The 25,843-nt window shown below is 55.7% G+C and carries 22 protein-coding genes; 12 read left to right on the top strand and 10 right to left on the bottom strand.

The genetic code is table 11. The features are described from left to right. Positions 1-99: 99 nt before the first annotated feature. The 6 genes from QEN58_RS08935 to ubiU form a co-directional block, all read right to left on the bottom strand. Positions 100-546 (bottom strand): Rrf2 family transcriptional regulator, encoded by a 447-nt coding sequence (locus tag QEN58_RS08935; RefSeq protein WP_280106744.1) that lies wholly within the window; start codon positions 544-546, stop codon positions 100-102. A 117-nt stretch (positions 547-663) separates the two neighbouring features. Further along, complete coding sequence (locus QEN58_RS08940) at positions 664-1,413, bottom strand: anaerobic ribonucleoside-triphosphate reductase activating protein (RefSeq protein ID WP_280106745.1); 750 nt, start codon at positions 1,411-1,413, stop codon at positions 664-666. A gap of 70 nt (positions 1,414-1,483) precedes the next feature. Continuing rightward, complete coding sequence (nrdD, locus tag QEN58_RS08945) at positions 1,484-1,648, bottom strand: anaerobic ribonucleoside-triphosphate reductase (protein ID WP_027959384.1); 165 nt, start codon at positions 1,646-1,648, stop codon at positions 1,484-1,486. Between the two features lie 44 nt (positions 1,649-1,692). Beyond that, positions 1,693-3,444, bottom strand: coding sequence for a ribonucleoside triphosphate reductase (locus tag QEN58_RS08950; protein WP_280106746.1), 1,752 nt, complete (start codon positions 3,442-3,444; stop codon positions 1,693-1,695). Between the two features lie 135 nt (positions 3,445-3,579). Continuing rightward, positions 3,580-4,527, bottom strand: coding sequence for a U32 family peptidase (locus QEN58_RS08955; RefSeq protein ID WP_280106747.1), 948 nt, complete (start codon positions 4,525-4,527; stop codon positions 3,580-3,582). A gap of 9 nt (positions 4,528-4,536) precedes the next feature. Continuing rightward, positions 4,537-5,532, bottom strand: a complete 996-nt coding sequence (ubiU, locus tag QEN58_RS08960) for a ubiquinone anaerobic biosynthesis protein UbiU (protein WP_280106748.1) — start codon at positions 5,530-5,532, stop codon at positions 4,537-4,539. Between the two features lie 240 nt (positions 5,533-5,772). Between ubiU and hemN the strand changes: the two genes are divergently transcribed. The 11 genes from hemN (at position 5,773) to QEN58_RS09015 (ending at position 19,388) form a co-directional block, all read left to right on the top strand. Then, positions 5,773-7,158 carry an oxygen-independent coproporphyrinogen III oxidase gene (gene hemN, locus QEN58_RS08965; RefSeq protein ID WP_280106749.1) on the top strand — a complete coding sequence of 462 codons (1,386 nt, stop codon included), beginning with the start codon at positions 5,773-5,775 and terminating at the stop codon, positions 7,156-7,158. 173 nt (positions 7,159-7,331) lie between these two features. After that, the gene (locus QEN58_RS08970; RefSeq protein ID WP_280106750.1) at positions 7,332-11,114 is read left to right on the top strand and encodes a nitrate reductase subunit alpha; all 3,783 of its coding nucleotides are present in this window, start codon (positions 7,332-7,334) and stop codon (positions 11,112-11,114) included. Next, positions 11,111-12,673, top strand: coding sequence for a nitrate reductase subunit beta (narH, locus tag QEN58_RS08975; protein WP_280106751.1), 1,563 nt, complete (start codon positions 11,111-11,113; stop codon positions 12,671-12,673). The genes QEN58_RS08970 and narH overlap by 4 nt, the downstream gene beginning before the upstream one ends. Then, positions 12,666-13,478 carry a nitrate reductase molybdenum cofactor assembly chaperone gene (gene narJ / locus QEN58_RS08980; protein WP_280106753.1) on the top strand — a complete coding sequence of 271 codons (813 nt, stop codon included), beginning with the start codon at positions 12,666-12,668 and terminating at the stop codon, positions 13,476-13,478. The genes narH and narJ overlap by 8 nt, the downstream gene beginning before the upstream one ends. A 13-nt stretch (positions 13,479-13,491) precedes the next feature. Further along, positions 13,492-14,175, top strand: coding sequence for a respiratory nitrate reductase subunit gamma (gene narI, locus QEN58_RS08985; protein ID WP_088701516.1), 684 nt, complete (start codon positions 13,492-13,494; stop codon positions 14,173-14,175). Positions 14,176-14,215: 40 nt separating this feature from the next. Continuing rightward, the gene (locus QEN58_RS08990; RefSeq protein ID WP_280106754.1) at positions 14,216-15,037 is read left to right on the top strand and encodes a peptidylprolyl isomerase; all 822 of its coding nucleotides are present in this window, start codon (positions 14,216-14,218) and stop codon (positions 15,035-15,037) included. Positions 15,038-15,072: 35 nt separating this feature from the next. Then, the gene (gene moaB, locus QEN58_RS08995; RefSeq protein WP_280106755.1) at positions 15,073-15,651 is read left to right on the top strand and encodes a molybdenum cofactor biosynthesis protein B; all 579 of its coding nucleotides are present in this window, start codon (positions 15,073-15,075) and stop codon (positions 15,649-15,651) included. Continuing rightward, positions 15,648-16,910 carry a molybdopterin molybdotransferase MoeA gene (locus QEN58_RS09000; protein ID WP_280106756.1) on the top strand — a complete coding sequence of 421 codons (1,263 nt, stop codon included), beginning with the start codon at positions 15,648-15,650 and terminating at the stop codon, positions 16,908-16,910. Before moaB ends, QEN58_RS09000 begins: the two co-directional genes overlap by 4 nt. Positions 16,911-16,963: 53 nt before the next feature. Then, positions 16,964-17,368 (top strand): putative zinc-binding protein, encoded by a 405-nt coding sequence (locus QEN58_RS09005; protein ID WP_280106757.1) that lies wholly within the window; start codon positions 16,964-16,966, stop codon positions 17,366-17,368. Next, the gene (moaA, locus tag QEN58_RS09010; RefSeq protein WP_280106758.1) at positions 17,365-18,354 is read left to right on the top strand and encodes a GTP 3',8-cyclase MoaA; all 990 of its coding nucleotides are present in this window, start codon (positions 17,365-17,367) and stop codon (positions 18,352-18,354) included. The genes QEN58_RS09005 and moaA overlap by 4 nt, the downstream gene beginning before the upstream one ends. Positions 18,355-18,596: 242 nt before the next feature. Beyond that, positions 18,597-19,388 carry a DUF6694 family lipoprotein gene (locus tag QEN58_RS09015; protein ID WP_425270313.1) on the top strand — a complete coding sequence of 264 codons (792 nt, stop codon included), beginning with the start codon at positions 18,597-18,599 and terminating at the stop codon, positions 19,386-19,388. Positions 19,389-19,514: 126 nt separating this feature from the next. Here QEN58_RS09015 and QEN58_RS09020 read toward each other — a convergent pair whose 3' ends face one another. Both QEN58_RS09020 and ppnN read right to left on the bottom strand, forming a co-directional pair. Continuing rightward, positions 19,515-19,715, bottom strand: a complete 201-nt coding sequence (locus tag QEN58_RS09020; protein WP_071693172.1) for a hypothetical protein — start codon at positions 19,713-19,715, stop codon at positions 19,515-19,517. An 83-nt stretch (positions 19,716-19,798) separates the two neighbouring features. Further along, on the bottom strand, positions 19,799-21,181 hold the full coding sequence (ppnN, locus tag QEN58_RS09025; protein ID WP_280106760.1) for a nucleotide 5'-monophosphate nucleosidase PpnN: 1,383 nt from the start codon (positions 21,179-21,181) through the stop codon (positions 19,799-19,801). Positions 21,182-21,399: 218 nt separating this feature from the next. On the opposite strand from ppnN, the gene QEN58_RS09030 reads away from it, so the two are divergent. Continuing rightward, a complete protein-coding gene (locus QEN58_RS09030) occupies positions 21,400-22,305 on the top strand; it encodes a LysR family transcriptional regulator (RefSeq protein ID WP_280106761.1) in 906 nt (301 codons plus the stop codon). Positions 22,306-22,369: 64 nt separating this feature from the next. Here QEN58_RS09030 and gcvP read toward each other — a convergent pair whose 3' ends face one another. Together gcvP and gcvH are read right to left on the bottom strand one after the other, a co-directional pair. After that, entirely contained in the window at positions 22,370-25,264 is a 2,895-nt protein-coding gene (gene gcvP, locus QEN58_RS09035; RefSeq protein ID WP_280106762.1) for an aminomethyl-transferring glycine dehydrogenase, read from the bottom strand. A gap of 95 nt (positions 25,265-25,359) precedes the next feature. Beyond that, complete coding sequence (gene gcvH / locus QEN58_RS09040; RefSeq protein ID WP_280106763.1) at positions 25,360-25,749, bottom strand: glycine cleavage system protein GcvH; 390 nt, start codon at positions 25,747-25,749, stop codon at positions 25,360-25,362. Positions 25,750-25,843 lie beyond the last annotated feature (94 nt).

A 25,843-nucleotide genomic window follows, 5' to 3' on the forward strand; every position in this document is an offset into this window, starting at 1 on the left:
GGGTAAGAAAGAGGAAACTTAAAGTGCATGTGTAATGCATGTATTGTAGTGCAACTATCCAATGCTCTCCCCATCAAATAAACAAAGGATGAGTGTTTGCTAGGTATTGACTGTGGGGATACGCATTAAGCCTGCCAACTGCGGATAGCGGTGGGACAATATATCGGCCAGGGTATAGCGGTCGAGTACTGCCAGAAACGCTGTCAGTGCTTCGTTCAATATGGGTTGCAGCCGGCACGAGGGCGTGATGATGCAGGCATTATCACTATGGAAACACTCGACTAATTCCATGCCATGTTCCATCTCCCGAACGAGCTTGCCTAGCACGATTGTCTCAGGGTCACGTGTAAGCAACAAACCACCGTTTTTGCCTCGGATAGCGGTAACGTAGTTCTTCTGGCTAAGCTCCTGAACGACTTTCATCAAATGATTGCGGGAGATATCAAACGTTTCAGCAATCTCATTGATAGTAGAGCGCTCTTCGCCTTTCACGGCGAGAAAGATCAACACACGTAGTGAATAATCGGTGAATCGAGTGAGGTGCATGGATTGCGATGTGCTCCGATGGTATGCAAACTATAAAACAAGTATGTTGTATGAATGTCCAGTGATTTGCAATTAGTATATGGCGCATAATACTGACCTGGATCTAAAATGAGAGCGTTAGTGTCTTAGCTCAAGCTGCTCAAAATGCGGTTGCAAACGTTTGACCAGCGCACTCACCTGGGCAATGGCAGGAGCATCAGGAATAGGGTGAGCATAGCAGGGGTCAAGGCAAGGCTGGCTGCGTGCCATCTGGAGTGCGTAGTGGCGTACTCCACAGTCGGCAAGGGACAACGCCAGATGTTCCACGTCGGCAAGCTTGAAATCCTTCCAGTGAACCGTGGTGCGACACTCAAAGCTGATACCGCTGTCGAGCAACACCCCTAAACTGCGGGCATGTAATCGCCAGATGCCAGGGCGACCACTGATTTGATCAAACGCTTTTCCATAACCCTTTACATCTAATCCCACCCAGTCAAGATGCGGCAGAAGCCGCGAGAGTCGGTCAGGATACACACCGGCAGTGTGCAGGCCTACCTTGAAGCCCAGCGCTTTTACTTCCTTTACCGCAACGCGTAAACCGGCATTCAGGGTGGGCTCCCCTCCGCTGAAAACCACGCCTTCCAGCAGGTTCTTGCGGGAGACCAGAAAGTCCATAACCGTCTGCCATTCATGGGGTTCACCCCGTCGTGGCGCAATCATGTCGGGGTTGTGACAGTAGCCGCAACGTAGCGGGCAGCCTTGGAGAAATACAACGCACGCCAGATGATCGGGATAATCCAGGGTGGTCATGGGCACAAGGCCGGCGATCGGCAGCCGAACCGATGATAATTTAGTTGTGATAGCGTCAAGTGTCGTCTGCATAGCCATAGTGATATCCCCCTGCTGGGGCGCCTGCCGCCAGACCCCCCAGCCGTCGTTAGAGAAAAGTGAAGGCTAGCTACCGAGAGGCGGCGGCTTCAGTAAAATGGCGGCGCTCCTGGTGTTCGGCACGTTTGCCGATATTGAACTGACTTACCGGGCGGTGGTAACCCATGACACGGGTCCAGACTTCGCAGCGCTGGCGCTGCTCAGTGGGCAAGCTAGCATATTGAGAGGTTTGCATTAGCGTGTTCCTTAAACGAGTTGATAAAAAGTGAGGCAAATGCCTCAAGCCGTGGCGGCGTCGATTGCGCTCGCCGTTTTTGCCCACAGTGCTTCGTCGCACTTGGGGCAGAACTCATGTTCACCCGCCAGGTAGCCATGCACCGGGCAGATCGAAAAGGTGGGTGTGACGGTGAGGTAAGGTAAGCGAAAGCGAGAGAGCGCTGTTTTTACCAGCTTGCGACAGGCTGAGGACGAGGTAATCCTTTCGCGCATATAGAGATGCAAGACTGTGCCACCGGTGTAGCGAGTCTGTAAGGGGTCTTGATGGATCAGTGCCTCAAAGGGATCATCGGTATGCCCCACCGGTAATTGGCTGGAATTGGTGTAGTAGGGCGCTTCGGATGTACCGGCTTGAAGAATGTCAGGAAAGCGAGTCAGATCCTCCCGGGCAAAGCGATGAGTGGTGCCCTCTGCAGGGGTAGCTTCAAGGTTATACATATGGCCGGTCTGTTCTTGAAATTCGCGCATCCGCTCCCGGACGTGGTCAAGAAGATCCAGCGCCAGCTGCAGCCCTTGGGCGTCAGCGATATCGCAGCGATCCCCAGTAAAGTTGCGCACCATTTCGTTAAGCCCATTCACACCCAGAGTGGAGAAATGATTGCGTAATGTGCCCAGGTAGCGCTGGGTAAATGGGTAGAGCCCCTGATCCATTAGTTGCTGAATGCACTCGCGCTTGAGTTCGAGACTATCGCGCCCGAGCGAGAGTAGGCGATCCAGCTCGCTGAACAGCCCTGCTCGGTCGCCGGTAAAGCGGTACCCCAACCGGGCACAGTTGATCGTCACTACTCCCAACGATCCGGTTTGCTCCGCGCTGCCGAACAGACCGTTGCCGCGTTTGAGTAGCTCACTCAAATCAAGCTGCAGGCGGCAGCACATGGAACGCACCATGTGGGGTTCCAGATCTGAATTTAGAAAGTTTTGAAAGTAGGGCAGACCGTACTTGGCGGTCAGTGCGAAGAGCCGCTCGGCGTTGTCGCTTTCCCAGTCGAAATCATGGGTGATGTTATAAGTGGGTATCGGGAAGGTGAACACACGCCCGTGGCTGTCCCCGGCCTCCATCACTTCCAAATAGGCCCGGTTGATTAAGTCCATTTCAACCTGCAGTTCACCGTAACTGAACGGCTGTTCCTCCCCACCGATAACCGGTACCTGTTGGCGCAAGTCGTCGGGGCAGACCCAGTCGAAGGTTAGGTTGGTGAAGGGCGTTTGGCTGCCCCAACGCGAAGGTACATTGAGGTTGTAGATGAATTCCTGAAGCGCCTGCTTAACCTGCGCGTAGGTCAGGCCATCCTTGCGCACGTAGGGTGCCAGATAGGTATCGAAAGAGCTGAAGGCTTGAGCCCCGGCCCACTCGTTCTGCAAGGTGCCAAGAAAATTAACCATTTGCCCGAGGGCACTTGAAAGGTGCCGGGGTGGGTTGCTTTCCGCCCGTCCCGGCACCCCATTGAATCCCTCTAGCAGCAAAGTACGCAGCGACCAGCCGGCGCAATAGCCGCACAGCATATCCAGGTCGTGAATATGCAAATCACCTTCCCTATGAGCTTCCCCCACGTCGTGGGGGTAAATCTCATCGAGCCAGTAGTTGGCTATCAACTTGCCCGAGACGTTGAGGATTAAACCGCCCAATGAATAGCCCTGGTTGGCATTGGCGTGAACACGCCAGTCGGCGCGCTGGAGGTACTCATTGACCGTCGGGGCGACGTCAATATGATGCTTTGCTACCTGAACGCTTGTGGAGCTTTTCACCCATTTCACCTATATATGCTATTTTTAATAAAAATAAATACTATATGTGGTGCTAAAGGGTAGGCGTTCAGGATTTTCAATAAATGATCCAAGTCAAAAATGGTGGGAAAAATAGTAAGGTGGGGTGGCGTCTAGGCTATGGTTTTATCCGGTCATCGTGCGGGTGTTATCCATACCCGGTCGGCCGTACCAGTAACCGTCGCAGATTTCAGCATCCACCAGCGTTAAAGGATCGGGCGTAGGTAATCTGCCGTGGCGGGCTTGGTCAAAAGCCTTGACCACCTCGGCCATGCCTTCCGCCCGTGGGCTGAGACGTGCCACTGATACCCCCATATCCACCATGACCGTCAGTTCATGGCGCAGATCCTGGCAGGCGCTGGAAAGGGTTTGAATACCGTTCAGGGTAAAAACATCGCGGGACTCTTGTGAACGTAGCACCAAGCCTTCGGGGTACTTTTGGCAGACGAACTTGCAGCGGTCTTTAGGCGTTTGGTGGCGCCGGGCGGTAAAGCAGCGTGATGACCAGGCCAAGGGGAGATGCCCGTAGGCGAATACTTCGCATGGATGGGGAATGCCTGCCTGGTGGCAATCGTGAATAAGCTTGGCCAAATCTTGCTGTGACATTTCCACCGGCGCTTGCCAGCGCTTCATTCCAGCACGTGCCATGACGCCCAGCGTCGCCGGATTGTAGAGGTTGAGCGCGGCACCGGCGATAAACGGCAGCCCAGCACTGGAGAGTCGCTGCAGGGCACTCTGGTCATTGGCCTCGACAATGAAGTCGCCGTTGTCACACAGCTTGCGTAAGTCACGCAGATCGGCTTCGGACTCGATTAGTGTCTGGCTGGCGAGTACCACCTGCTTGCCCGCCTGGGTGAGTTCGCGCCCAATGCCTAGCCAGTCGTCCAGTTTCATGTCGCGGCGCCGCGAGCAGACGGTTTCGCCAAGGGTAATTATCTCTACCGGCCAGTCGGCTGCCTCGCGGTAGAAGTCGGCGTAGCGTTGCCGAGTCCAGTAAAAAAGCACCGGCCCGAGTGAGAGTTGAAGAGGGCCGGTTGATGAGGTCGGTGATGCGGGAGGTATAGTGTTCGGCATAGTAGGCTCCTATTTCCAGCGGCGCTCGTAGGCGCCTAGGGTAGTGATGGCTCCTTCGGAAAGCGCGGTAAGGCCTGCCATCCAGGCGGGTTCTGGATCAAAGCGCTCAGGCTGAGCCTCTAAGCGGTTGAGCGCCTGACGCCAGATCCCGGCCACTTTAGAGACATAGGCGGGACTACGCTGACGACCTTCAATTTTGACGGCGCTAATACCCAGGTCGCGTAGCTCCGGTAATAGCTCCAGGGTATTGAGGCTGGTGGGTTCCTCAATGGCGTGATAGGTCTCGCCTGCCACCTCGAAGCGACCCTTGCATAGGGTGGGGTAGCCCGCGCGCTCGCCTTCGGCGTAGCGGTCGATAAGAACATTGTTAAGCCGCGACTCTAAGCCCTCAGGCGTTTCTTCCCAGCGGACATGGGCCGCTGGCGAGCAGACGCCGCGGGTATTGGGCGATTCGCCGGTCAGGTAGGAGGAGAGATAGCAGCGTCCTTCGGCCATGATGCACAGACTGCCGAAAGCGAACACCTCAAGTTCTACCGGTGTTTGCTTGGCCAGGTCGCGGACCTGAGTGATTGACAGCACCCGTGGCAGTACGGCGCGCTTGATGCCGAAATGCTGGTGGTAAAAGCGTAGCGCTTCATGGCTGGTCGCCGAACCCTGTACTGAAAGGTGCCGCGAGATCTCGGGGTGATGGCGAGTAGCGTAGTCGAGCAGCCCCATATCGGCGAGAATCAGCGCATCCACGCCTAGTTCCGCGGCCTGATCCACGGCCCGAGTCCAGTGTTGCCAACCATCGGGCTGGGGATAGGTATTAATAGCGCAAAAAACGCGTTTGCCATGTCGGTGGGCGTAATTGATCCCCTCGCGGGCACGTTTGTCAGTAAAGTTTAGCCCGGCGAATTGCCGTGCGTTGGTGATGTTCTGGAAGCCGAAATAGACAGCGTCGGCACCTTTATCTACAGCGCGCTTTAGGGCGGGCAGGTTGCCAGCGGGACATACAAGCTCCATAGCGAGACTCCTTGCGGGAAAAGTCCGAGCATTTTAGTCACCTATTTTTTGTCGGCTTTTGACACAGGTCATATCGGGGTGGCTTTCAAAAGCGGATAACGCTGAAGAGTAGGCAAGCTGGATGCAGGCAGTTTTTAAAACGTATATTGTATGAATATTAACCAATGCTTGTGCCCTCACTTCCAGAGATCTTATTCAGAGACCTCTTTTAGAGCCCCTTTTCAGAGACCAATTTCGATCATGCAAGATGAACTGCTCTTCAATCGCCCCCTGGTAGAGAAATATGACCGCCCAGGCCCGCGGTACACTTCGTATCCCACTGCGCCCCAGTTTCATGCCGCGTTTGCCGAGGATGATTACCGTAGCGCCGCCGAGCGCAGTAATCGGGTCGCAGTACCCAAGCCGCTTTCGGTCTATGTGCATATCCCGTTCTGCAAAAGCCTGTGCTACTACTGCGCCTGCAACAAAATCATTACTCATAATACCGAGCGAGCCGCCGAATACCTGGAGTGGTTAAAACAGGAGATACGTGTTCAGGGAGCGCTGTTCGATACCGCCCGGCAAATGACCCAATTACACCTGGGCGGCGGCACCCCAACCTACTTAAGCAACGCCCAGCTAAGCGAACTGATGACGGCGCTGGACGAAGCGTTTCACTTCGCTGCACCTGAAGAGCGCGAATTCTCGCTGGAGGTAGACCCCCGCACCGTGACCCCCGAACAGGTGTACGAGCTCTACACGCTGGGCTTCAATCGGTTGAGTTTCGGGGTTCAGGACTTCGATCACGACGTGCAGCAAGCGGTCAATCGCGTCCAGAGCGAAGAGCAGGTGGTATCCCTGGTCAAGGCTGCCCGCGAGGCGGGGTTTGAATCGGTCAGCGTTGACCTGATCTACGGTTTACCGCTGCAGACGGTGGCGAGTTTCGATACGACCCTAACCAAGATTATTGACCTGCAACCGGATCGCATTGCCGCTTATAGCTACGCCCATCTGCCCGAACTGTTTAAAGCCCAGCGGCTAATTCGCCCCGAAGACATGCCGCCCCCCGAGCGCAAGCTGGAGCTACTGGAGCTTACGATTAACCGTCTGACGGCCGCAGGGTATGTCTACATCGGCATGGATCACTTCGCCCTTCCGAATGACGAGCTGAGCCTGGCCCGGGAAAATGGCACTCTGCAGCGCAATTTTCAGGGCTACTCTACCCACGCCGACTGCGACATGATTGGGCTGGGCATTACCTCGATTGGCAAGGTGGGCGATACCTACAGCCAGAACGTCAAGGAAACGGCCCAGTATCAGCATCGTTTGGATGAAGGGCGTTTACCGGTCTTCCGTGGCTATCGCCTTAGCGATGACGACCGCCTGCGCCGCGATGTCATTAATACCCTGATGTGTCACGGCCGTCTTGAATTTGCCGCTATCGAGGCCCGACACGATATCGATTTTCGCAGCTACTTCGCGAGTGCCTTGGCGAGCCTCGAGGAGATGGCGGACGACGGGTTAATTGCTTTGCGCGACCATGAAATCGAGGTGCTGCCCTCAGGGAGATTGATGATCCGCAACTTGGCCATGGCGTTCGACGCCTACCTGAAACCAACGGAAAACCGTTATTCACGCACGGTGTAATTTCAACAGTGCCAACCTCTATTCCTTTACGTTGGCCGCTCTATCACCTTGGGGGTAGATAGGGTGTATATGGAGGTAATCACGCAGTAATTCGCTTGTCGATCACGCAGAATCTACTCCATGGAACCCGCACTGTCGGGTATGCAAATTTCCGAGGAGCCTGGAGATCGACCATGAGTCACTTCATAGATCGGCTGAATTTCTTCCGCAAGTCCCGCGAACCTTTTGCCAACGAACACGGTGAGCTACGCAGCGAATCCCGCCAGTGGGAAGATAGCTATCGTGCCCGCTGGCAGCACGACAAAGTGGTACGCAGCACCCACGGGGTGAACTGCACCGGCTCCTGTAGCTGGAAGATCTACGTCAAAAACGGTTTGGTTACCTGGGAAACCCAGCAGACTGACTACCCCCGTACCCGTCCCGACCTGCCTAACCATGAGCCGCGTGGCTGCCCCCGCGGTGCCAGCTACTCCTGGTACCTGTATAGCGCCAACCGCCTCAAGTACCCGTTGATCCGCAAGCCGTTGCTGGCGCTATGGCGCGAAGCGCTGAAGGCTAACCCAGACCCGGTAGACGCCTGGGCGTCTATTGTCGAAGACCCCGCCAAGACCAAACAGTACAAGCGTGCTCGCGGCATGGGCGGCTTCGTTCGCGGTAACTGGGACGAGCTCAACGAGCTGGTCGCTGCCTCAAACGTTTACACCGCCAAGCAGTACGGCCCCGACCGTATTCTTGGCTTCTCACCGATTCCTGCCATGTCGATGGTCAGCTACGCCGCAGGTAGCCGCTACCTCTCGCTGATTGGCGGCGTCTGCATGAGCTTCTACGACTGGTACTGTGACTTGCCGCCGGCCTCGCCAATGACCTGGGGCGAGCAGACCGACGTTCCCGAGTCCGCTGACTGGTACAACTCCGGCTACATCATCGCCTGGGGCTCTAACGTACCTCAAACGCGTACCCCGGATGCTCACTTCTTTACCGAAGTACGTTACAAGGGCACCAAGACGGTTTCGATCACTCCGGATTATGCCGAAGTCTCCAAGCTGACCGACGAATGGTTGTCCGCCAAGCAGGGCACCGATGCCGCCCTGGCGATGGCCATGGGCCATGTCATCCTCAAAGAGTTCCACCTCGATAACCCGAGTGCTTACTTCACAGACTATGTACGCCGCTATACCGACATGCCGTTCCTGGTGGAACTGGAAGTGCGTGAAGACGGCAGCTTCGCACCGGGTCGCCAACTGCGTGCCAGTGATTTTGATGCTGCCCTGGGCCAGGAAAACAATCCCGAGTGGAAAACCGTTGCCTGGGACGAAACCCGTGACCAGTTGGTGGTGCCACGGGGTTCCATCGGTTTCCGCTGGGGCGAAACCGGCGACGAAGTGGGCAAGTGGAACCTGGAATCGCTGGACGCCGTCGGCACCGAGATCAAGCCGTTACTCAGTTTGGTCAACCACCACGATAGCGTCGCCCGCGTGGCGTTCCCTTACTTCGGTGGCATCGAGCACGAACACTTTGAACACGTAAAAGGAGCCGGTGTCGGCGCCGCCGATGACCTACTGTTCCACAACTTGCCCGCCAAGCGTCTGAAGCGAGCTGACGGCAGCGAAATGCTGGCGGTCACCGTTTTTGATCTGATGTGCGCCAACTACGGTATCGACCGTGGCTTTGTCGGCGACGGCGAAGATGATGGCGCGACTTCGTTTGATCAGATTCGCCCCTATACCCCCGCGTGGCAGGAGAAAATCACCGGTGTGCCAGCAGAGCAGTGCACCCGCATTGCCCGCGAATTTGCCGATAACGCCCATAAAACCAACGGCCGTAGCATGATCATCGTGGGTGCCGGTATGAACCACTGGTACCACATGGACATGAACTACCGCGGCCTGATTAACATGTTGGTCATGTGTGGTTGTATCGGTCAGAGCGGTGGCGGCTGGGCCCACTATGTTGGTCAGGAAAAACTGCGTCCGCAGACTGGCTGGACGCCGCTAGCTTTTGGTCTTGATTGGCAGCGTCCGCCGCGCCATATGAACTCTACTTCCTTCTTCTATAGTCACTCCTCCCAGTGGCGCTACGAGAAGCTCGAGATTAAAGAAATTCTTTCACCGTTGGCCAAGGCCGAGGATTACCCCGGTAGCCTGATTGACTTTAACGTGCGTGCTGAGCGCATGGGCTGGCTGCCGTCAGCACCTCAACTGGACACTAACCCGCTACGCCTAGCGAAAAAAGCCGAAGCCGCGGGTATGTCGACAGCCGACTATGCCGTTCGGCAGCTCAAGAACGGTGAACTGCGCTTTGCAGCGGAAGACCCGGATGCGCCAGAGAACTTCCCGCGTAATATGTTCATCTGGCGTTCCAACCTGCTAGGTAGTTCCGGTAAGGGCCATGAGTACATGCTCAAGTACCTGCTGGGTACTCGCCACGGTATTCAGGGTAAAGATCTGGGCGACTTCGGCGGCCAGAAGCCCGAAGAAGTGGTATGGCGTGACGAGGCGCCGGAAGGCAAGCTCGACCTGCTGGTGACGCTGGATTTCCGCATGTCCACCACCTGCCTCTACTCGGATATCGTGCTGCCGACGGCGACCTGGTATGAGAAGGACGACCTTAACACTTCTGACATGCACCCCTTTATTCACCCCTTGACTGCCGCCACCGACCCTGCGTGGGAATCGCGCAGCGACTGGGATATTTACAAGGGCATTGCCAAGGCGTTTTCCAAGGTGTGTGTAGGCCACCTGGGCGAAGAGACCGACCTGGTCACGCTGCCGATGCAGCACGACTCGCCAGGAGAGTTGGCCCAACCGGCGGTAATGGATTGGAAGAAGGGCGAATGCGAGCCGATTCCCGGTAAGACCATGCCATCGCTGATAGAGGTCAAGCGCAACTATCCCGAAACCTATGAGCGCTTCACCTCGGTAGGGCCGCTGCTGGAAAGCATCGGTAACGGCGGCAAGGGCATCGCTTGGAATACCGATGCTGAAGTCGAGTTGCTGGGCAACCTCAACCATCGCAAGCTGGATGGCCCGCATAAAGGGCGTCCATTGATCGACAGCGCTATCGATGCTGCCGAGATGATTCTGACCCTGGCACCAGAAACCAACGGCGCCGTGGCAGTAAAAGCGTGGGATGCACTCTCCAAAATTACCGGGCGTGACCATACCCACCTGGCAAGGCCCAAACATGACGAAAAAATCCGCTTCCGCGATGTCGTCGCCCAGCCGCGCAAGATTATCTCCAGCCCGACCTGGTCTGGCCTCGAGGATGAGCATGTCTCCTATAACGCCGGTTACACCAACGTTCACGAGCTGATCCCCTGGCGCACCGTGAGTGGTCGTCAGCAGTTCTATCAGGATCATGCCTGGATGCGCGCTTTCGGCGAAAGTTTGCTGGTCTATCGCCCGCCCATCGATACCAAGGCGGCCAAAGGCTTCCAGCTTCCTGCCGACAACGGCTTCAAGAGCAAAGCGCTGAACTTTCTCACCCCGCACCAGAAGTGGGGCATCCACTCCACTTACTCGGACAACCTGCTGATGCTGACGCTCAACCGCGGCGGCCCGGTGGTGTGGCTCTCCGAGGCGGACGCTGCCGAGATCGATATCGAGGACAACGACTGGATCGAGGTCTACAACGCCAATGGCTCGATTGCCGCGCGGGCAGTGGTCAGCCAGCGGGTCAAGGCGGGCATGGTGATGATGTACCACGCCCAGGAGCGCAACGTGAACGTCCCTGGCTCTGAGGTCACCGGTACGCGAGGCGGTATTCACAACTCGGTCACCCGTGTCTGCCCCAAGCCAACCCATATGATCGGCGGCTACGCGCAGCTCTCTTACAGTTTTAATTATTACGGCACCGTCGGCTCAAATCGCGATGAGTTCGTGTTAGTGCGCAAGATGAAACACGTTGACTGGCTGGATGGTGAAGGCAATGACAGCGTTCAGGAGGCCGTGAAATGAAAATTCGTTCCCAGGTAGGCATGGTTCTCAACCTTGATAAGTGTATTGGTTGCCACACCTGTTCGGTGACCTGCAAAAATGTCTGGACCAGTCGCGAAGGTATGGAGTACGCCTGGTTCAACAATGTCGAGACCAAGCCCGGTATCGGCTATCCCAAAGAGTGGGAGAACCAGGCCAAGTGGAAGGGCGGCTGGATGCGCCGTAACGACGGCCGGATTGAACCGCGTATTGGTGGCAAATGGCGGGTGCTGGCGAACATTTTCGCCAACCCCGACTTGCCCGAGATGGATGACTACTATGAGCCGTTCACTTTCGACTACCAACACCTGCATACCGCCAAGATCGGTGAGCACCAGCCGGTGGCGCGTCCACGCTCGCTGATTTCCGGTCAGCGTATGAAAAAGATCGAGTGGGGCCCGAACTGGGAAGAGATTCTTGGCACCGAGTTCGCCAAGCGGCGCAAAGACGCCAACTTCGACAAGGTGCAGGCAGATATTTACGGCCAGTTCGAAAACACCTTCATGATGTATCTGCCGCGGCTGTGCGAGCACTGCTTGAACCCCACCTGTGTGGCGTCCTGCCCCAGCGGTGCGATCTACAAGCGGGAAGAGGACGGCATCGTTCTAATCGATCAGGACAAGTGCCGCGGCTGGCGGATGTGTATCTCCGGCTGCCCCTACAAGAAGATTTACTACAACTGGAAAAGCGGTAAGTCCGAGAAGTGTATTTTCTGCTACCCGCGTATCGAGGCCGGTCAGCCGACCATCTGCTCCGAGACCTGTGTGGGCCGCATTCGCTACCTTGGCGTGCTGCTGTATGACGCTGACCGCATCGAGGAAGTAGCAAGCTCCCCTGACGAACGTGACCTCTACCACCGCCAGCGCGAAATTTTCCTAGATCCCAACGATCCGGAAGTGATTGCCCAGGCCAAGCGTGATGGCATTCAGGATAACGTCATCAAAGCCGCCCAGGCCTCACCGGTCTACAAGATGGCTATCGACTGGGGATTGGCGCTGCCGCTGCACCCGGAATACCGCACGCTGCCTATGGTGTGGTACGTGCCGCCGCTGTCGCCGATTCAGTCCGCCGCTGAGGCTGGGCATGTAGAGTTCGATGGCATCCTGCCCAAGATCGAATCACTGCGTATCCCGGTGAAGTACCTGGCTAACTTGTTGACGGCAGGCGAAGAGGAGCCCGTGGTGTTGGCACTCAAGCGCTTGATGGCGATGCGTGTCTACATGCGCGGCAAGCACGTGGAGGGTGCCCCCAACGCCGAGGTGCTCGATGCCGTGGGGCTGAGCGTGGCCCAAGTAGAGGAGATGTACCGCTACCTGGCCATTGCCAACTACGAGGATCGGTTTGTGATCCCCACCAGCCATCGTGAAATGGCCACCGAAGCCTTCCCTGAACGGGGAGGATGCGGCTTTACCTTTGGTGATGGTTGCCACGGTGAGAGCCAGCCGAGCCTATTTAACGGCCGTAAGCAGACCAGCGTGTTGGTAAAACCGGTAGAGGTCTTCGACCCGCAGCCACAACTTGAGGAGTCTCGTCATGACTGAAGCCGCTACCCAATCGCCGACCCCGTTAGAGCCGTCATTTGAGCCGCTACAGGGTATGCGTAGCCTACGCGTACTGGCCCGCCTGCTCGATTACCCGACCCAGGAACTTCAGGATGCCAGCGGTGAGCTCATCGAAATTCTCAATGCCGAGCGCCGCCTGGGGGCGGCTCTCAAAGCGTCGCTAATGGAGTGGTGTCAGCGTCTCCAAGAGGGCGACCTGCTTGAACTGCAGGCCGAGTACGTGGCCATGTTCGATAAGGGGCGAGCTACGTCGCTGCTGCTATTCGAGCACGTTCACGGTGAATCACGTGACCGTGGCCAGGCCATGGTCGATCTCATGGCCGAGTACAGCGCGGCCGGATTCGAGCTGGATGCCCGTGAACTGCCCGATCATCTACCGGTGTTTCTTGAATACCTTTCGCTGTGCGACGACGCCGAGATCGGCCGCTGGCTGGGCGAGATACGCCATATCCTGGCGCTGCTGACCGCACGGCTGGAGGAGCGGGGTGCGGATCACGCGCTGGTACCGTTGTCACTATTGGCGTTAATCGGTGCCGAGGGCGATGTCGAGGAGCATCGGCCCCAGGTCAAGAAAGAAGTGCCTGACAACACCCCCGAAGCCTTGGACGCCGTATGGGAAGAAGAGGCGGTGCGTTTCTCGGCAACCTCTGACGAGGACTGCGCGCTGCAGTCTGCCGAAGGGCGGCGGCTTGCCGAGCGCAAAAATGCAGTGCACAGCGACCCCGTCAAAATCATGCCGTCCGCCTGGAACACTGCCCCTTCCTCAACCGTGGTCGATCGCTAAAAGGAGAATCGCCATGTTTATTGAATATTTGCAACATCTTATCTACGGCTATTACCCCTACCTGGCCGGTACGGTGTTCTTGGTCGGCAGTCTCATGCGTTACGACCAAGGCCAGTACACCTGGAAGACCGGCTCCAGCCAAATGCTGTCCTCGAAAAACATGCGTCTGGCCAGCAACCTGTTCCATATCGGGATTATCGTCATCTTTTTTGGTCATTTGGTGGGCATGCTCACGCCACACTGGGTTTACGCACCTTTCTTGCATGCCGGTACCAAGCAGCTAATTGCCATCGTGGTCGGCGGTATTGCCGGTGCCATGTGCGTGGTGGGCGGCGCCATGCTGCTTTATCGGCGATTGGTCAATCCTCGCGTAAAGGCGTCGTCGAGCTTGATGGATACCTTGATCCTGGGTTTGATCGTCTTACAGGCATGCCTTGGCATGGTGACCATCATTTTCTCGCTAGGCCATATGGACGGTGAAATGATGCTGACACTCTCCAGCTGGGCGCAGTCGATTGTCTTCTTTAGCGGTGGTGCGGCGGACTACATGCAGGAAGTGTCGTGGATCTACAAACTGCATATCTTTATCGGCTTAACCATCATCCTGCTGTTCCCGTTTTCGCGGCTGGTGCATGTGTGGAGCGTGCCGTTCGGCTATGTTACCCGGCGTTATCAGCTTGTCCGCCGGCGCATTTAAAAAACGGCTTTTGCACGTCCAGGACTAGAGGAGAAATAACATGCAGATGATTGATATCGAACAGCTACCTGGGGGCGTCGCTGCGCCTCCGGTACGCGTCGGTGACACCCCTATCGATGAAGCAACGATTGCGTTGGAAATGCAGTACCACCCCGCCGAAACGGCGGGGGCGGCCCAGCTTCAGGCAGCCCGTGCGTTGGTGGTCAGAGAGCTGCTTCGCCAGCGTGCTAACGTTCTGGGCCTACTGTCGACAGACGACGTTAGCGAAGCACAGGAAGATGCAGCGATTGCTGCCTTGCTCGAAAAGGAGCTTGAAGTGCCGGAACCGGGGGAGGCGGATTGCCAGCGCTTTTTCGACACCCACCGTGAACGCTTCAGCGAACCGGTACAGTTACGCGTTCGGCATATTCTGCTCGCGGCCGCACCCGATGACTCCCAGGGGCGCGACGACGCTTACCAGCTTGGCGAAAAGCTACTCGAACAGCTTAATCAGATACCCGAACGGTTTGCCGAATTTGCTCAACACCACTCAGCGTGTCCTTCAAAAGAGCTGGATGGTGATTTGGGCTGGCTGGTATCAGGGCAGACGGTTCCAGAGTTGGATCGCGCTTTGCAGCACTTGCCCGAAGGTCTACACGAGCGCCCCTTGGCGTCTCGCTATGGCTGGCATGTGGTGAGTATTGACGAACGGCGAGAAGGTAGGGCGTTACCTTTCGATCAAGTTATTGACCGGGTGCGCCATAGCCTACGGGAACAAGCAACTCGACGTGCGCTGCGTCACTATTTGCTGGCGTTAGAGAGCGAAATAGGCGTCGAAGGGATTGTTCTGGATGACGATGCTGGCGGCAGCTTGATGCAATAGCTTGAGGCAATAGGAAAGCTAATAGGAGAGGCTTGATGTCCCACGTTCCAGTAGATGCTCTTTTCACTCCGCTTGGCATCGCGGTGCTTACGGTTTCCGATACACGTGGTTTCGATGAGGATGGTAGCGGTGACCTGCTGGTTAAACATCTGAGCGAAAGCGGCCATAGCCTGGTAGAGAGGCGCATCGTGCCTGATGATATCTATCAGGTTCGTGCCGTGGTCTCGGAATGGATTGCGCGAACGGATATCCACGCGATTCTGGTTAATGGCGGCACTGGCTTTACCAATCGGGATACGACTCCCGAGGCGTTGATACCGCTGTTCGACAAAGCGATTGAGGGGTATGGCGAGCTGTTCCGCCACTACTCTCTGAAGACCATCGGCACAGCGACGATCCAGTCTCGCGCCGTAGCGGGGGTAGCCAACCGAACGATGATGTTTGCGATGCCCGGCTCGCCCAAAGCGTGTGCGTTGGCGTGGGACAAAATAATCGCTTTGCAGCTGGACTCCCGCACTCGGCCCTGCAACTTCGCCGCCATGGTGCTGCCTTCAGCGACCTTGTGCAGTGGACGTCATAAAGCGAGTTCTTTCAATGAGGTGGAGCGCTTATGAACTGCCACTGCGCAGAAATAGTCACGCCCGGCTTGTTAGATCTGTTTGATGCACGCCAACGGCTTATCGACGCCGCCCTGCCCATTAATGCAGTAGACACCATCCCCCTAGAACAGTCGGCGGGGCGCGTGCTGGCAGAAACGTTGGTCGCCCCGCTCGATATGCCGGGTGTGGACAATAGCGCAATGGATGGTTACGCGCTGTGTCTGGCTGATTACCAATCGGCACCTCGCGGTGCAGGCTTACCCATTCTTCAACGCGTACCGGCTGGCACAGGCGTCATGCTGCTACCGGAAGGAGGCTGCGCGCGTATTTTTACCGGCGCACCGGTGCCCATGGGGGCAGATATTGTAGTACCTCAAGAGCGGGTAACCCTTGATCAGCACGGGCATATACACCTCGAGGGTAACTTGGTGGTTGGCGCTAATATTCGCTGCCAGGGCGAGGAGACCCGTATGGGAACCCCGCTACTCGCCGCAGGTGAATATCTCAATGCTGCTTCGATTGCGCTGCTGGCAAGTCATGGTATTAACACGGTTTCCGTCAAACGGCGCCTGCGGGTGGCGCTGCTCTCAACGGGCGATGAGCTGATTGCCCCAGGCACGGTGCGATCACCGGGTCAGGTATACGACAGCAATCGCGCCATGCTTAACGTACTGCTAGCGCAAGCTCAGTGCGACGTGCTGGATTTAGGCGTCATCGCTGATTCGCCGCAGTCATTGCATCAGGCCTTTGAACGCGCACAAACCGCTGCAGATTTAGTGGTGTGCACCGGGGGCGTTTCGGTTGGTGAAGAAGATCATGTTCGCCCGGTGATCGAGCAGCGCGGCGGGCTGTATTTTCATGGTGTCGCGATGAAACCGGGAAAACCCTTTGCGTTCGGTTATCTGGGTGTGGAGCTTTCATCTTCCACACCGTTAATGGCGCTGCCGGGTAACCCCGTGGCGTCCCTGGTGGGCTGGCAGCTGCTGGTGCTGCCGTTTATTCATGCCATGCAAGGTAGAGCCGTAGCGGCTCTACAACATTACCCGGTAAAAGCGGGCTTTTCTCAGCGTGGCCCCCAGGGGCGCTGCGAGTTACTACGGGTAGTGCTGGATTGGTCGAATGGGGCTCCCGTGGCGCAGTTAGCGGGCGGGCAGGGCTCACATATGCTTAGCGCGGCTAGTCAGGCCCAAGGTTATTTGATGATTCACCCGGACACGCAGGTAACAGAAGGGAGCTCCTACTCCTACTACCCCATCAATCAGTTCGCCGTTTGAGTTTTGATACTCACTGTGGCTGCTGATGCTGTTTGCTTTTTATAGGAGAGGGTATGTCTTCACATCACAAACCCCGCACACTGATTTATGCCTGCTCCGGCTGTTCTGATGTGGCGCAACTTGCCAATAGCGTTGCTCTGCGCCTTGACCATGCAGGAGAGGCAGAAATGTCCTGCATTGCCGGTGTGGGCGGTGGTGTGCCCGGCCTGGTGCGCATTGCCCGCTCCGGGAGGCCTATCGTAGCTATTGACGGGTGCCAGATGCACTGCGCCAGCCACTGTCTCGCCAAAGTGGATGTGATACCCACAGAGCACGTAAAGCTATATGAAAACGGCCTGCGCAAGCGGCGTGGCCAGTTTTATGATGAGCAAACAATCACTGAGGTTACCGCAGAGGTGAAAGGGCTCATTGCCCGGCTGCCCGTTAATGCCAGTACTCAAGAGGAACCCGTGGAATGAGCGCACTAGTTGATGGGTTTGGCCGTACGGTGCGTTACCTGCGCATATCGGTGACCGATCGTTGTGATTTTCGCTGTGTTTATTGCATGGCAGAGGAGATGACTTTTCTGCCACGCGCCCAACTGCTTACCCTTGAGGAGATAGCCGCGCTTTCGCAGGCATTTGTCGAGCTGGGTGTGGAGAAAATCCGTCTAACTGGCGGTGAGCCGCTGGTACGCCAGGGCGTACTCACGCTAGTGCAAAAACTCGGTGAGTTGGAAGGTCTGCGCGAGCTGGCTATGACCACCAACGGCTCAGGGTTGGTCAAACATGCCGATGCTTTGCGGCAAGGCGGGCTACATCGGCTCAATATCAGCCTCGACTCGCTCAAGCCCGAGCGCTTTAAAGCATTAACCCGGACGGGGGATCTTGGCCAAGTGATCGCGGGTATCCGTGCAGCGCGCCGCGCTGGCTTTCAGTCGATTAAGCTCAACGCCGTATTGCTCAAGGGGCGCAATGATGACGAAATTCTCGATCTGGTGAACTTTGCCCGGAATGAACACGTCGATATAAGCTTTATTGAAGAGATGCCGTTGGGCGCTATCAGCGAGCATAACCGTGGTGAAACCTTTCTTTCCACCGATGCGGTACGCGAAACCATAGAAAACCACTATCAACTCCTACCCACCACCGAGAGCACCCTAGGGCCATCCCGCTATTACCGTATGGCAGACAGCCAGTCACGGATTGGCTTTATTTCTCCCCATAGCCACAATTTCTGTGCTGCCTGTAATCGTGTTCGAGTGACGGCTGAAGGGCGGCTACTGCTTTGCCTGGGCAACGAGCATTCGGTAGATTTACGCGCCGTCATGCGACGTTATCCGGGGGACTCCCTGCGGCTTAAATCGAGCATTGTGGCGGCAATGAAGAAAAAACCTGAGCGTCATCACTTCACTACGGATGGTGAGGTTCAGATCGTGAGGTTTATGAACGCAACAGGTGGATAATACGATTCGGCGTATGTTTTACACCTATCTTTTAGCTTATAGGCGGGCGCTTGCTAAAAGAGTTATACCTGATCTACTTCTCATCGAGTGTTTTTTAAGTCTTTGAAACTTTCTCAAAAAGCCTGGGAGGTAGTGGTGAATAGCGCTTTCCGTTAAGCTCCTTAGCAATTTTAATCTGCCTGCTTTGAGGTGATTGTATGTGGAGCCTGCTAAGGCTGTCTGCAATATCACTATCAGTATTCATGATAGCTGGTTGCTCAGATCCCACCATTGATACTAGCTCCATGCCTGCATCGGTTGTCTCTGTAGAGGAAGTGCGGAACTCGTTGCCAGCCTACAAGCGCGATGAGTTTGATCAAGGTTTGATCATCATTGCCACGTCGACGTCGTTTAGTGGTATCGATATTCTCAACCCTAACCGCATGAATGCTGCTGAGATTGCCGAAGCCGCTAATGCACAAATGCATGGGTTAACGGGTGATCAGGTTATCCAGCGGGCTGACCAGATTCTGCGTGAACGCCGGTCACGTGAGCGTGAGCAGTCGATTCGCACCTTAAGGCGGCTAGAAGATAAGTATGCGAAAGCTGCGAGTGATCAGCAGCAGTTAGCACGGTTCACCATTGATAGTGCTCGCTATTACATTGACGTAAGCCCCTATGGCGCCCCGGAGCCAGTAATCGATCTTGAAGTAACCAATAGCACGGATCAGGCCATTTCTGAGCTTCTATTGAGGGGCGTTCTTACTAGCTCTGATCGCTCAGTGCCGTGGGTGGATGAGTCTTTCTACTACGTCGTACCTGGTGGTATTGAGCCGGGAGAAACGTTGAAGTGGAGCCTCGCACCCAACCGCTTTGGTCCCTGGGGAGATGCTCAAATTCCTGGTGATGCAGAACTGGCCGTCACCTTGGAAGGGCTGAAGGGGCTTGATGAGCAGCTATTATGGGACTCCCCTGAACTAACTGAACATGAATTGTCCAGGCTCAAGCGTCTGCAGGAAGTGTATGGTGGCGTTGCTCTCTCTCGCGTTGAATAAACCTTGTGTGGAATCAGCCAAGCCTCGTCTTGGGTTATCAAGTCAAAACCTAAAGTGCCCTATCGAGCTGATCGATAGGGCACAGGTGTGGCTTTATTAAATAAGCTGCATTAGCAGCTGCACTGGTTACTCTTTAGCTTCATGGTCGGCGAGGGCAGCAACAATCGCCTCTTCCCACTGCCCTTCGGTTAACCCCCAATGCTCCATTTCTGCCTGATCGGCGCTGCCTTCAGATGCTTCACGTAGTTTATCGACACTACTGCTTTCATAGCAGTGCTTGGCGAAGTCTTTGGTTTTTACATCTTTTAGCTGATTAATCATCGACATATTGAGTTCCTTTCAAGGTCAATAGTGGGAGGTTGTCCGCCAAGTGTAGCTGATCAGGCTCCATACTCCTGGAATAGTTCCCGTTATTTCAGCACATAGCACGGCACATAGTGCTGTCCATCGAGTTTCATGCGCCCTTGGGCTACAAACGAGGTGAGTAGCTCGTCAAGGCGTTGCATGAGCTCGGGCTCTGCAGTCAGTACAAAGGGGCCGTGAGCTTCAATGGCACGAATGCCTGCCTCTTTAACGTTGCCCGCGACTATCCCTGAGAAAGCGCGGCGCAGATTGGCGGCGAGCTCGTGGGTGGGCTGCTGGCGGTGCAGCGCTAAGGCTCGCATGGCGTCGTGTGTTGGCTCAAAGGTAGCCTGGAAGTCGCGCGCAATGGTCAATCGCCAGTTGTAGTAGAACGCATCCTGATGGGTGCGCCGGAATTCAGCGATCTCATCGATACCGTGGCGCATGGTGCGCGCAACCGAGACGGGGTCGCCGGTAATGATGGTGTAGTAGCGGCGTATATCCTCACCGAGAGTATAGACCAGGAATTCATCAATTTTCTGAAAGTAGGCCGCAGAGTCGGCGGGGCCGGTGAAAATTAACGGAAAAGGAATATCCTTGTTGCTGGGGTGCAGCAGGATGCCCAATAAATAGAGAATCTCTTCCGCAGTGCCAACCCCGCCGGGGAACACGATAATGCCATGGCCCAGGCGCACAAAGGCTTCCAGGCGTTTTTCAATATCTGGCATGACAACCAGTTCATTGACTATGGGGTTGGGCGCTTCGGCAGCGATAATGCCGGGCTCTGAAATACCCAAATAGCGGCCTTCTTTGCGACGCTGTTTGGCATGGGCCACGTTAGCGCCTTTCATGGGGCCTTTCATTGCGCCAGGGCCACAGCCGGTACAAATATCTAAATCGCGCAGCCCTAAGTGGTAGCCCACATCTTTGGTATATTCATACTCTTCCCGAGAAATAGAATGGCCGCCCCAGCACACCACCAGGCTAGGGTCGCGGCCGGGTTTTAGCGTTCCCGCTTTGCGCAGAATATGGAAGACCGCATTGGTGGTGCCTTCACCCGTGCTAAGGTCGAAACGATTGTGGTGTTGAATCTCGTTGTAGACGTAAACAATATCGCGAATGATCGAGGATAGATGCTCGCGAATACCGCGAATCATGCGGCCATCAACAAAGGCTTCGGCGGGCGCGTTAGTAAGCTTTAAGCGAATGCCGCGATCTTGCTGCAACACTTCAATATCAAAATCTTTATAGGCTTCTAAAATCGCCAGACTATCGTCGGTGGGATTGCCGCAATTGAGTACTGCCAACGCACAGCGCCGAAGTAGATCGTGTAGACCGCTTTGAGAAGTACTGTGCAGCCGATTAACTTCGTGCTGAGAAAGGACTTCGAGGCTTCCTTCGGGAGAAATGATGCTGGAAAGGGTGGCGCGAGGTTGAACGTTTTCGGTCATTAGCGGGGCTGTCCCTCATATTTAGATGTCTTTCGGCATACTACCACGCACAAGCAGCGGGTACAGCGCAGCGGCTGGCTCACTTGGCTGTGCTATTATTAGGCATATTTTATAGAACGGCGGCAATAGCGCTTTTTGTTAGTTATGAAACTGTTGCCTAAAGCGTGTTCTCAAAGAGAGCTGCTAAAGACCGTTATCAAAGACCATGGCGCTTTACTATGTTCAATGCCCACTATTTTCGTACCTTTATTACGCTTGTTGAAACAGGCAGCTTCACCCGTACGGCGCAACGGTTAGAAATGACCCAGCCAGGCGTAAGCCAGCATGTGCGCAAGTTAGAAGACTATTTGAACAAAGAGCTACTAGAGCGCAAGGGGCGCGGCTTTACGTTAACCGAATCGGGGCGGCGTGCTTACGATTACGCTTTAAAGCTATTTGCTGAGCATGAGCAGTTCCGTCATGGACTTGATGATGACTCTTTGGATAGCGGTGAATGCCGCATTGCTTCGCCGGGTAGCGTTGGCTTGATGTTTTATCCGTATATATTGGGGCAGCAGCAAATGCACCCCAATTTAACGGTCAATTACAGCTTTGCGTTTAACCACGAAATCGTCAATGACCTGCTCGAAGGGCGTTATGACATTGGGATAGTCACCGAGGCGATGCGCCACCCCGAGCTTAATTGCAGCATTTGGCATGAAGAACCGCTCTGCTTGGTAGTGCCTGCTGATTTTGCGGGCAGCACACTGTCAGATTTAATGGGTATTGGTTTTCTCAATTATTACGACGGTATTAACCACGCCAATGCGCTTCTGAGGGCCAATTATCCCGATGAGTTTCGCTCGATGACCCATTTCCGCCATCAAGGCTTTACCAATGAAGTCAGCATGGTGCTGGATGCAGTGGCCAGGGGGCTAGGCTTTACCGTGGTGTCGCGACTGGTATTGGAAACCTCGCCCTGGCAGCGCCAGGTAAAAGCGTTGAACCTGCCCAATGCGGTCAATGAAGTGCTCTATTTGCTGCGCCGTCGCGACTCAGTGCTGCCCAAGCGCTATGAGAAGCTATTAGCCGGTTTTCACGCTCAGCGCCTGCAAGAAAAAACGCCCCTGATGCCGTCTAATTGATTAGGCACCAAGGGCGTTCTCGTTACTTAAAGCGCTATCGCTTCATATCTTGTCAGCTTTGCCGTTAGTTGCGGTACTCATCGATGCTAGGGCAAGAGCAGATTAACTGACGGTCACCGAAAACGTTATCGACGCGGTTAACGGCGGGCCAGTATTTAGCAGCTTGAACTGCCGCAGTCGGGAAGGCGGCCAACTGGCGGTCATAAGGCCGCTGCCAGTCGCTATCCATCAGATCAGCTTGAGTATGTGGCGCATTGACCAGCGGATTATTATCCAGCGGCCATTCGCCGCTCTCCACTCGGGCGATCTCATCACGAATGGCAATCATCGCATCGCAGAAACGGTCGATTTCGTACAGCGACTCCGACTCGGTGGGTTCGATCATCAGCGTGCCCGGTACAGGGAACGACATGGTTGGTGCGTGGAAACCGTAATCCATCAAGCGCTTGGCGATATCTTCCTCGCTAATCCCAGAGGCGGCTTTGAGCGGACGAATATCGATAATGCATTCGTGGGCAACGGTACCATTCTGGCCGCGGTAGAGAATCGGGAATGCCGCTTCCAGTCGCTTGGCAATGTAGTTGGCGTTTAGGATGGCAAGCTCGGTGGCTTCACGCAGACCGCGCGCGCCCATCATCTTAATATAAGCCCAGGAGATGGGGAGGATCGAGGCACTACCAAACGCTGCCGCGGATACCGCACCACTATCAGCATTGACGCCGTTGATCGGCGTTACCACATGGTTGGAAACGTAGGGTGCTAGGTGGGCTTTTACGCCAATCGGGCCCATGCCCGGGCCGCCGCCGCCGTGGGGAATACAGAACGTTTTGTGCAGGTTAAGGTGCGACACGTCGCCGCCAAAATCGCCGGGACGGGTTAGCCCTACCTGGGCGTTCATATTGGCGCCGTCGATATACACTTGACCGCCGTTATCGTGAACGATCTCGCACGCTTCGCGCACGCTGGTTTCAAACACACCGTGTGTGGAAGGGTAGGTCAGCATAATGGCGGAGAGCTGATCGCGATGTTGCTCGGCTTTAGCACGCAAATCCGCCATGTCGATGTTGCCGTTTTGATCGCACTCGACCACGACTACTTTCATCTGCACCATGGCCGCCGAGGCAGGGTTGGTGCCGTGGGCGGAGCTGGGGATCAAGCAGATATCACGATGCCCCTCACCCTGGGCTGCCTGATAGCGGCGAATGGCCACTAAGCCTGCGTATTCACCCTGAGCGCCGGAGTTGGGCTGCATCGAGAGGTGATCGTAACCGGTGACTTCGACCAGGAAGGCTGATAGCTCATCAATCATTTGATGATAGCCAGCCACCTGGTCCCGGGGTGCGAACGGGTGCAGATGTGCAAACGATGGCCAGGAAACGGGGATCATCTCGCTGGTGGCGTTGAGCTTCATGGTACAGGAGCCGAGGGGAATCATCGCATGGGCAAGCGATAGGTCCTTATTCTCCAGACGCTTCAAGTAGCGCAGCATTTCGGTTTCGCTGCGGTAGCGACTAAAGGTAGGGTGGCTCAAGAAGTCGCTTTCGCGCTGGCAGGCAGCGGGAATGCCGGAAGCGCCGTTAGCCACCACTTGCTCGTCCAATACCGAAACGGCAAGGCCGTGCTCATCGCCCAGTAGAACGTCAAGCAATGTGGCTACATCGTGGGCGGTGGTGGTTTCATCCAAGCTGATGCCCACATCGCCATTGGCAAAGTAGTGCAGATTAATGTCATGGGTCATGGCGCGGCCATGAATCTTACCTGCGTCGACGCCCGTCAGGCGCAGCGTATCGAACCAACTGTCATGAGCGAGCGTTATGCCTGCCTGCTTAAGACCTTCGGCAAGCAGGGTCGCCAAGCGGTGAACGCGGCCAGCAATTTTGCGCAGCCCTTCAGCACCGTGATAAGTGGCGTAAAAGCCGGCAATGTTGGCCAGGAGCGCCTGGGCAGTACAGATGTTAGAGGTCGCTTTCTCGCGGCGGATATGCTGCTCGCGGGTCTGCATGGCCATGCGCAGGGCTGTGTTACCACGGCTATCTTTGGAGACGCCGATGATACGCCCAGGTATCGAGCGCTTGAGCTTGTCGGAGGTGGCAAAAAACGCCGCGTGAGGGCCGCCAAAGCCCATGGGTACGCCAAAGCGTTGGGAGTTGCCCACCACAATATCCGCACCGAGCTGGCCGGGTTCTTTAAGCAGCACCAAGCTCAAAAGATCGCAGGCGACGCAGGTCATGATATTGCGCTCAGCCGCGGCGCTTAATAGCGGTGCCAGGTCACGCACTTCGCCACTGGCGGAAGGGTACTGGACAAGCGCCCCAAAGACATCATGGTTGGCCAGCTCTTCCGCAGGCCCGGTGATTAACTCAAAGCCAAAGAACTCTGCGCGGGTTTTAACCACGTCTAGCGTTTGTGGGAAAATATCGTCGGCGACGAAGAATGCGTTGGATTTACTTTTCTTATTGCCGCGCTTACACAGCGCCATGGCTTCGGCGGCGGCGGTAGCTTCATCGAGCAGCGACGCATTGGCCAACTCCATGCCGGTTAAATCCATGACCACTTGCTGGAAGTTAAGCAAGCCCTCCAGGCGGCCTTGAGAAATCTCCGGTTGGTAGGGGGTATAGGCGGTGTACCAGCCTGGGTTTTCCAACACGTTGCGCTGAATCACCGCGGGCATATGGGTGCCGTAATAGCCCTGTCCAATATAGCTCTTAGCCACACGGTTCTGCCGTGCCAACTGGGCTAAGTACTCTAGTGCCTCTGCTTCGCTGCGCGGTTCATCAAGCGCTAGCTCGCGGCCAAGACGAATATCGCTCGGCACGGTCTGCTCAATCAGATCTTCCATGTGCTGCATGTTGAGCGCTTTTAACATGGTGGCCACGTCATCTTGACTTGGACCATTATGACGTTTGATAAAAGCATCGTGATCGGCCAACTCGGCCAGACGGCGTGTTTCAAGAGACATGAGGAAAATTCCGGACGTTAAGAGAGAACCGTGCAGGGCATTAAGCTAAGAGCCCACCACAAAGGGCAGGCTCTTAATTGATTCAACTACTGCTTTTAGTCGTCGGCGCTTAGCGTTGCTTGATAGGCATCGGCGTCTAGCAGGCCGTCAAGTGAGTCGCTGTCTAAGCGCACTTTCATAATCCAGCCGCCTTCGTAAGGCGCTTCGTTGACTGTTTCGGGGGAGTCTTCAAGAGCTTCATTGACTTCAATGACTTCGCCAACAACCGGCGAGTAGAGATCAGACGCGGCTTTTACCGATTCGATTACGCCAAACTCTTGCCCTTTGCTTAGCGCTGCACCCACTTCAGGCAGTTCAACAAACACGACATCGCCGAGCGCCTGCTGGGCGTGATCGGTAATACCCACGGTCACAGTGCCGTCTTGATTATCCAGCACCCACTCGTGGCTTTCCGCATAACGAAGATTGGCAGGAAGATTGCTCATGGTGTTTTCCTATATGAAACAGTTTTCTGGGCCCGAGCATACTAGCGGTTGTCGTTCGCCTTGGCGACTAGTGACTGGGGCAGATCGAGCGATT

Source organism: Halomonas alkaliantarctica, assembly GCF_029854215.1.
Taxonomy (GTDB): Bacteria; Pseudomonadota; Gammaproteobacteria; order Pseudomonadales; family Halomonadaceae; genus Vreelandella; species Vreelandella alkaliantarctica_A.

Excerpts from the sequence above, each read along its gene's own strand:
- QEN58_RS08935 (WP_280106744.1), bottom strand. The coding sequence starts at position 546 with ATGCACCTCACTCGATTCACCGATTATTCACTACGTGTGTTGATCTTT.
- QEN58_RS08940 (WP_280106745.1), bottom strand. The coding sequence starts at position 1,413 with ATGGCTATGCAGACGACACTTGACGCTATCACAACTAAATTATCATCG.
- nrdD (WP_027959384.1), bottom strand. The coding sequence starts at position 1,648 with ATGCAAACCTCTCAATATGCTAGCTTGCCCACTGAGCAGCGCCAGCGC.
- QEN58_RS08955 (WP_280106747.1), bottom strand. The coding sequence starts at position 4,527 with ATGCCGAACACTATACCTCCCGCATCACCGACCTCATCAACCGGCCCT.
- ubiU (WP_280106748.1), bottom strand. The coding sequence starts at position 5,532 with ATGGAGCTTGTATGTCCCGCTGGCAACCTGCCCGCCCTAAAGCGCGCT.
- hemN (WP_280106749.1), top strand. The coding sequence starts at position 5,773 with ATGCAAGATGAACTGCTCTTCAATCGCCCCCTGGTAGAGAAATATGAC.
- QEN58_RS08970 (WP_280106750.1), top strand. The coding sequence starts at position 7,332 with ATGAGTCACTTCATAGATCGGCTGAATTTCTTCCGCAAGTCCCGCGAA.
- narH (WP_280106751.1), top strand. The coding sequence starts at position 11,111 with ATGAAAATTCGTTCCCAGGTAGGCATGGTTCTCAACCTTGATAAGTGT.
- narJ (WP_280106753.1), top strand. The coding sequence starts at position 12,666 with ATGACTGAAGCCGCTACCCAATCGCCGACCCCGTTAGAGCCGTCATTT.
- narI (WP_088701516.1), top strand. The coding sequence starts at position 13,492 with ATGTTTATTGAATATTTGCAACATCTTATCTACGGCTATTACCCCTAC.
- QEN58_RS08990 (WP_280106754.1), top strand. The coding sequence starts at position 14,216 with ATGCAGATGATTGATATCGAACAGCTACCTGGGGGCGTCGCTGCGCCT.
- moaB (WP_280106755.1), top strand. The coding sequence starts at position 15,073 with ATGTCCCACGTTCCAGTAGATGCTCTTTTCACTCCGCTTGGCATCGCG.
- QEN58_RS09000 (WP_280106756.1), top strand. The coding sequence starts at position 15,648 with ATGAACTGCCACTGCGCAGAAATAGTCACGCCCGGCTTGTTAGATCTG.
- QEN58_RS09005 (WP_280106757.1), top strand. The coding sequence starts at position 16,964 with ATGTCTTCACATCACAAACCCCGCACACTGATTTATGCCTGCTCCGGC.
- moaA (WP_280106758.1), top strand. The coding sequence starts at position 17,365 with ATGAGCGCACTAGTTGATGGGTTTGGCCGTACGGTGCGTTACCTGCGC.
- QEN58_RS09015 (WP_425270313.1), top strand. The coding sequence starts at position 18,597 with ATGATAGCTGGTTGCTCAGATCCCACCATTGATACTAGCTCCATGCCT.
- QEN58_RS09020 (WP_071693172.1), bottom strand. The coding sequence starts at position 19,715 with ATGTCGATGATTAATCAGCTAAAAGATGTAAAAACCAAAGACTTCGCC.
- ppnN (WP_280106760.1), bottom strand. The coding sequence starts at position 21,181 with ATGACCGAAAACGTTCAACCTCGCGCCACCCTTTCCAGCATCATTTCT.
- QEN58_RS09030 (WP_280106761.1), top strand. The coding sequence starts at position 21,400 with ATGTTCAATGCCCACTATTTTCGTACCTTTATTACGCTTGTTGAAACA.
- gcvP (WP_280106762.1), bottom strand. The coding sequence starts at position 25,264 with ATGTCTCTTGAAACACGCCGTCTGGCCGAGTTGGCCGATCACGATGCT.
- gcvH (WP_280106763.1), bottom strand. The coding sequence starts at position 25,749 with ATGAGCAATCTTCCTGCCAATCTTCGTTATGCGGAAAGCCACGAGTGG.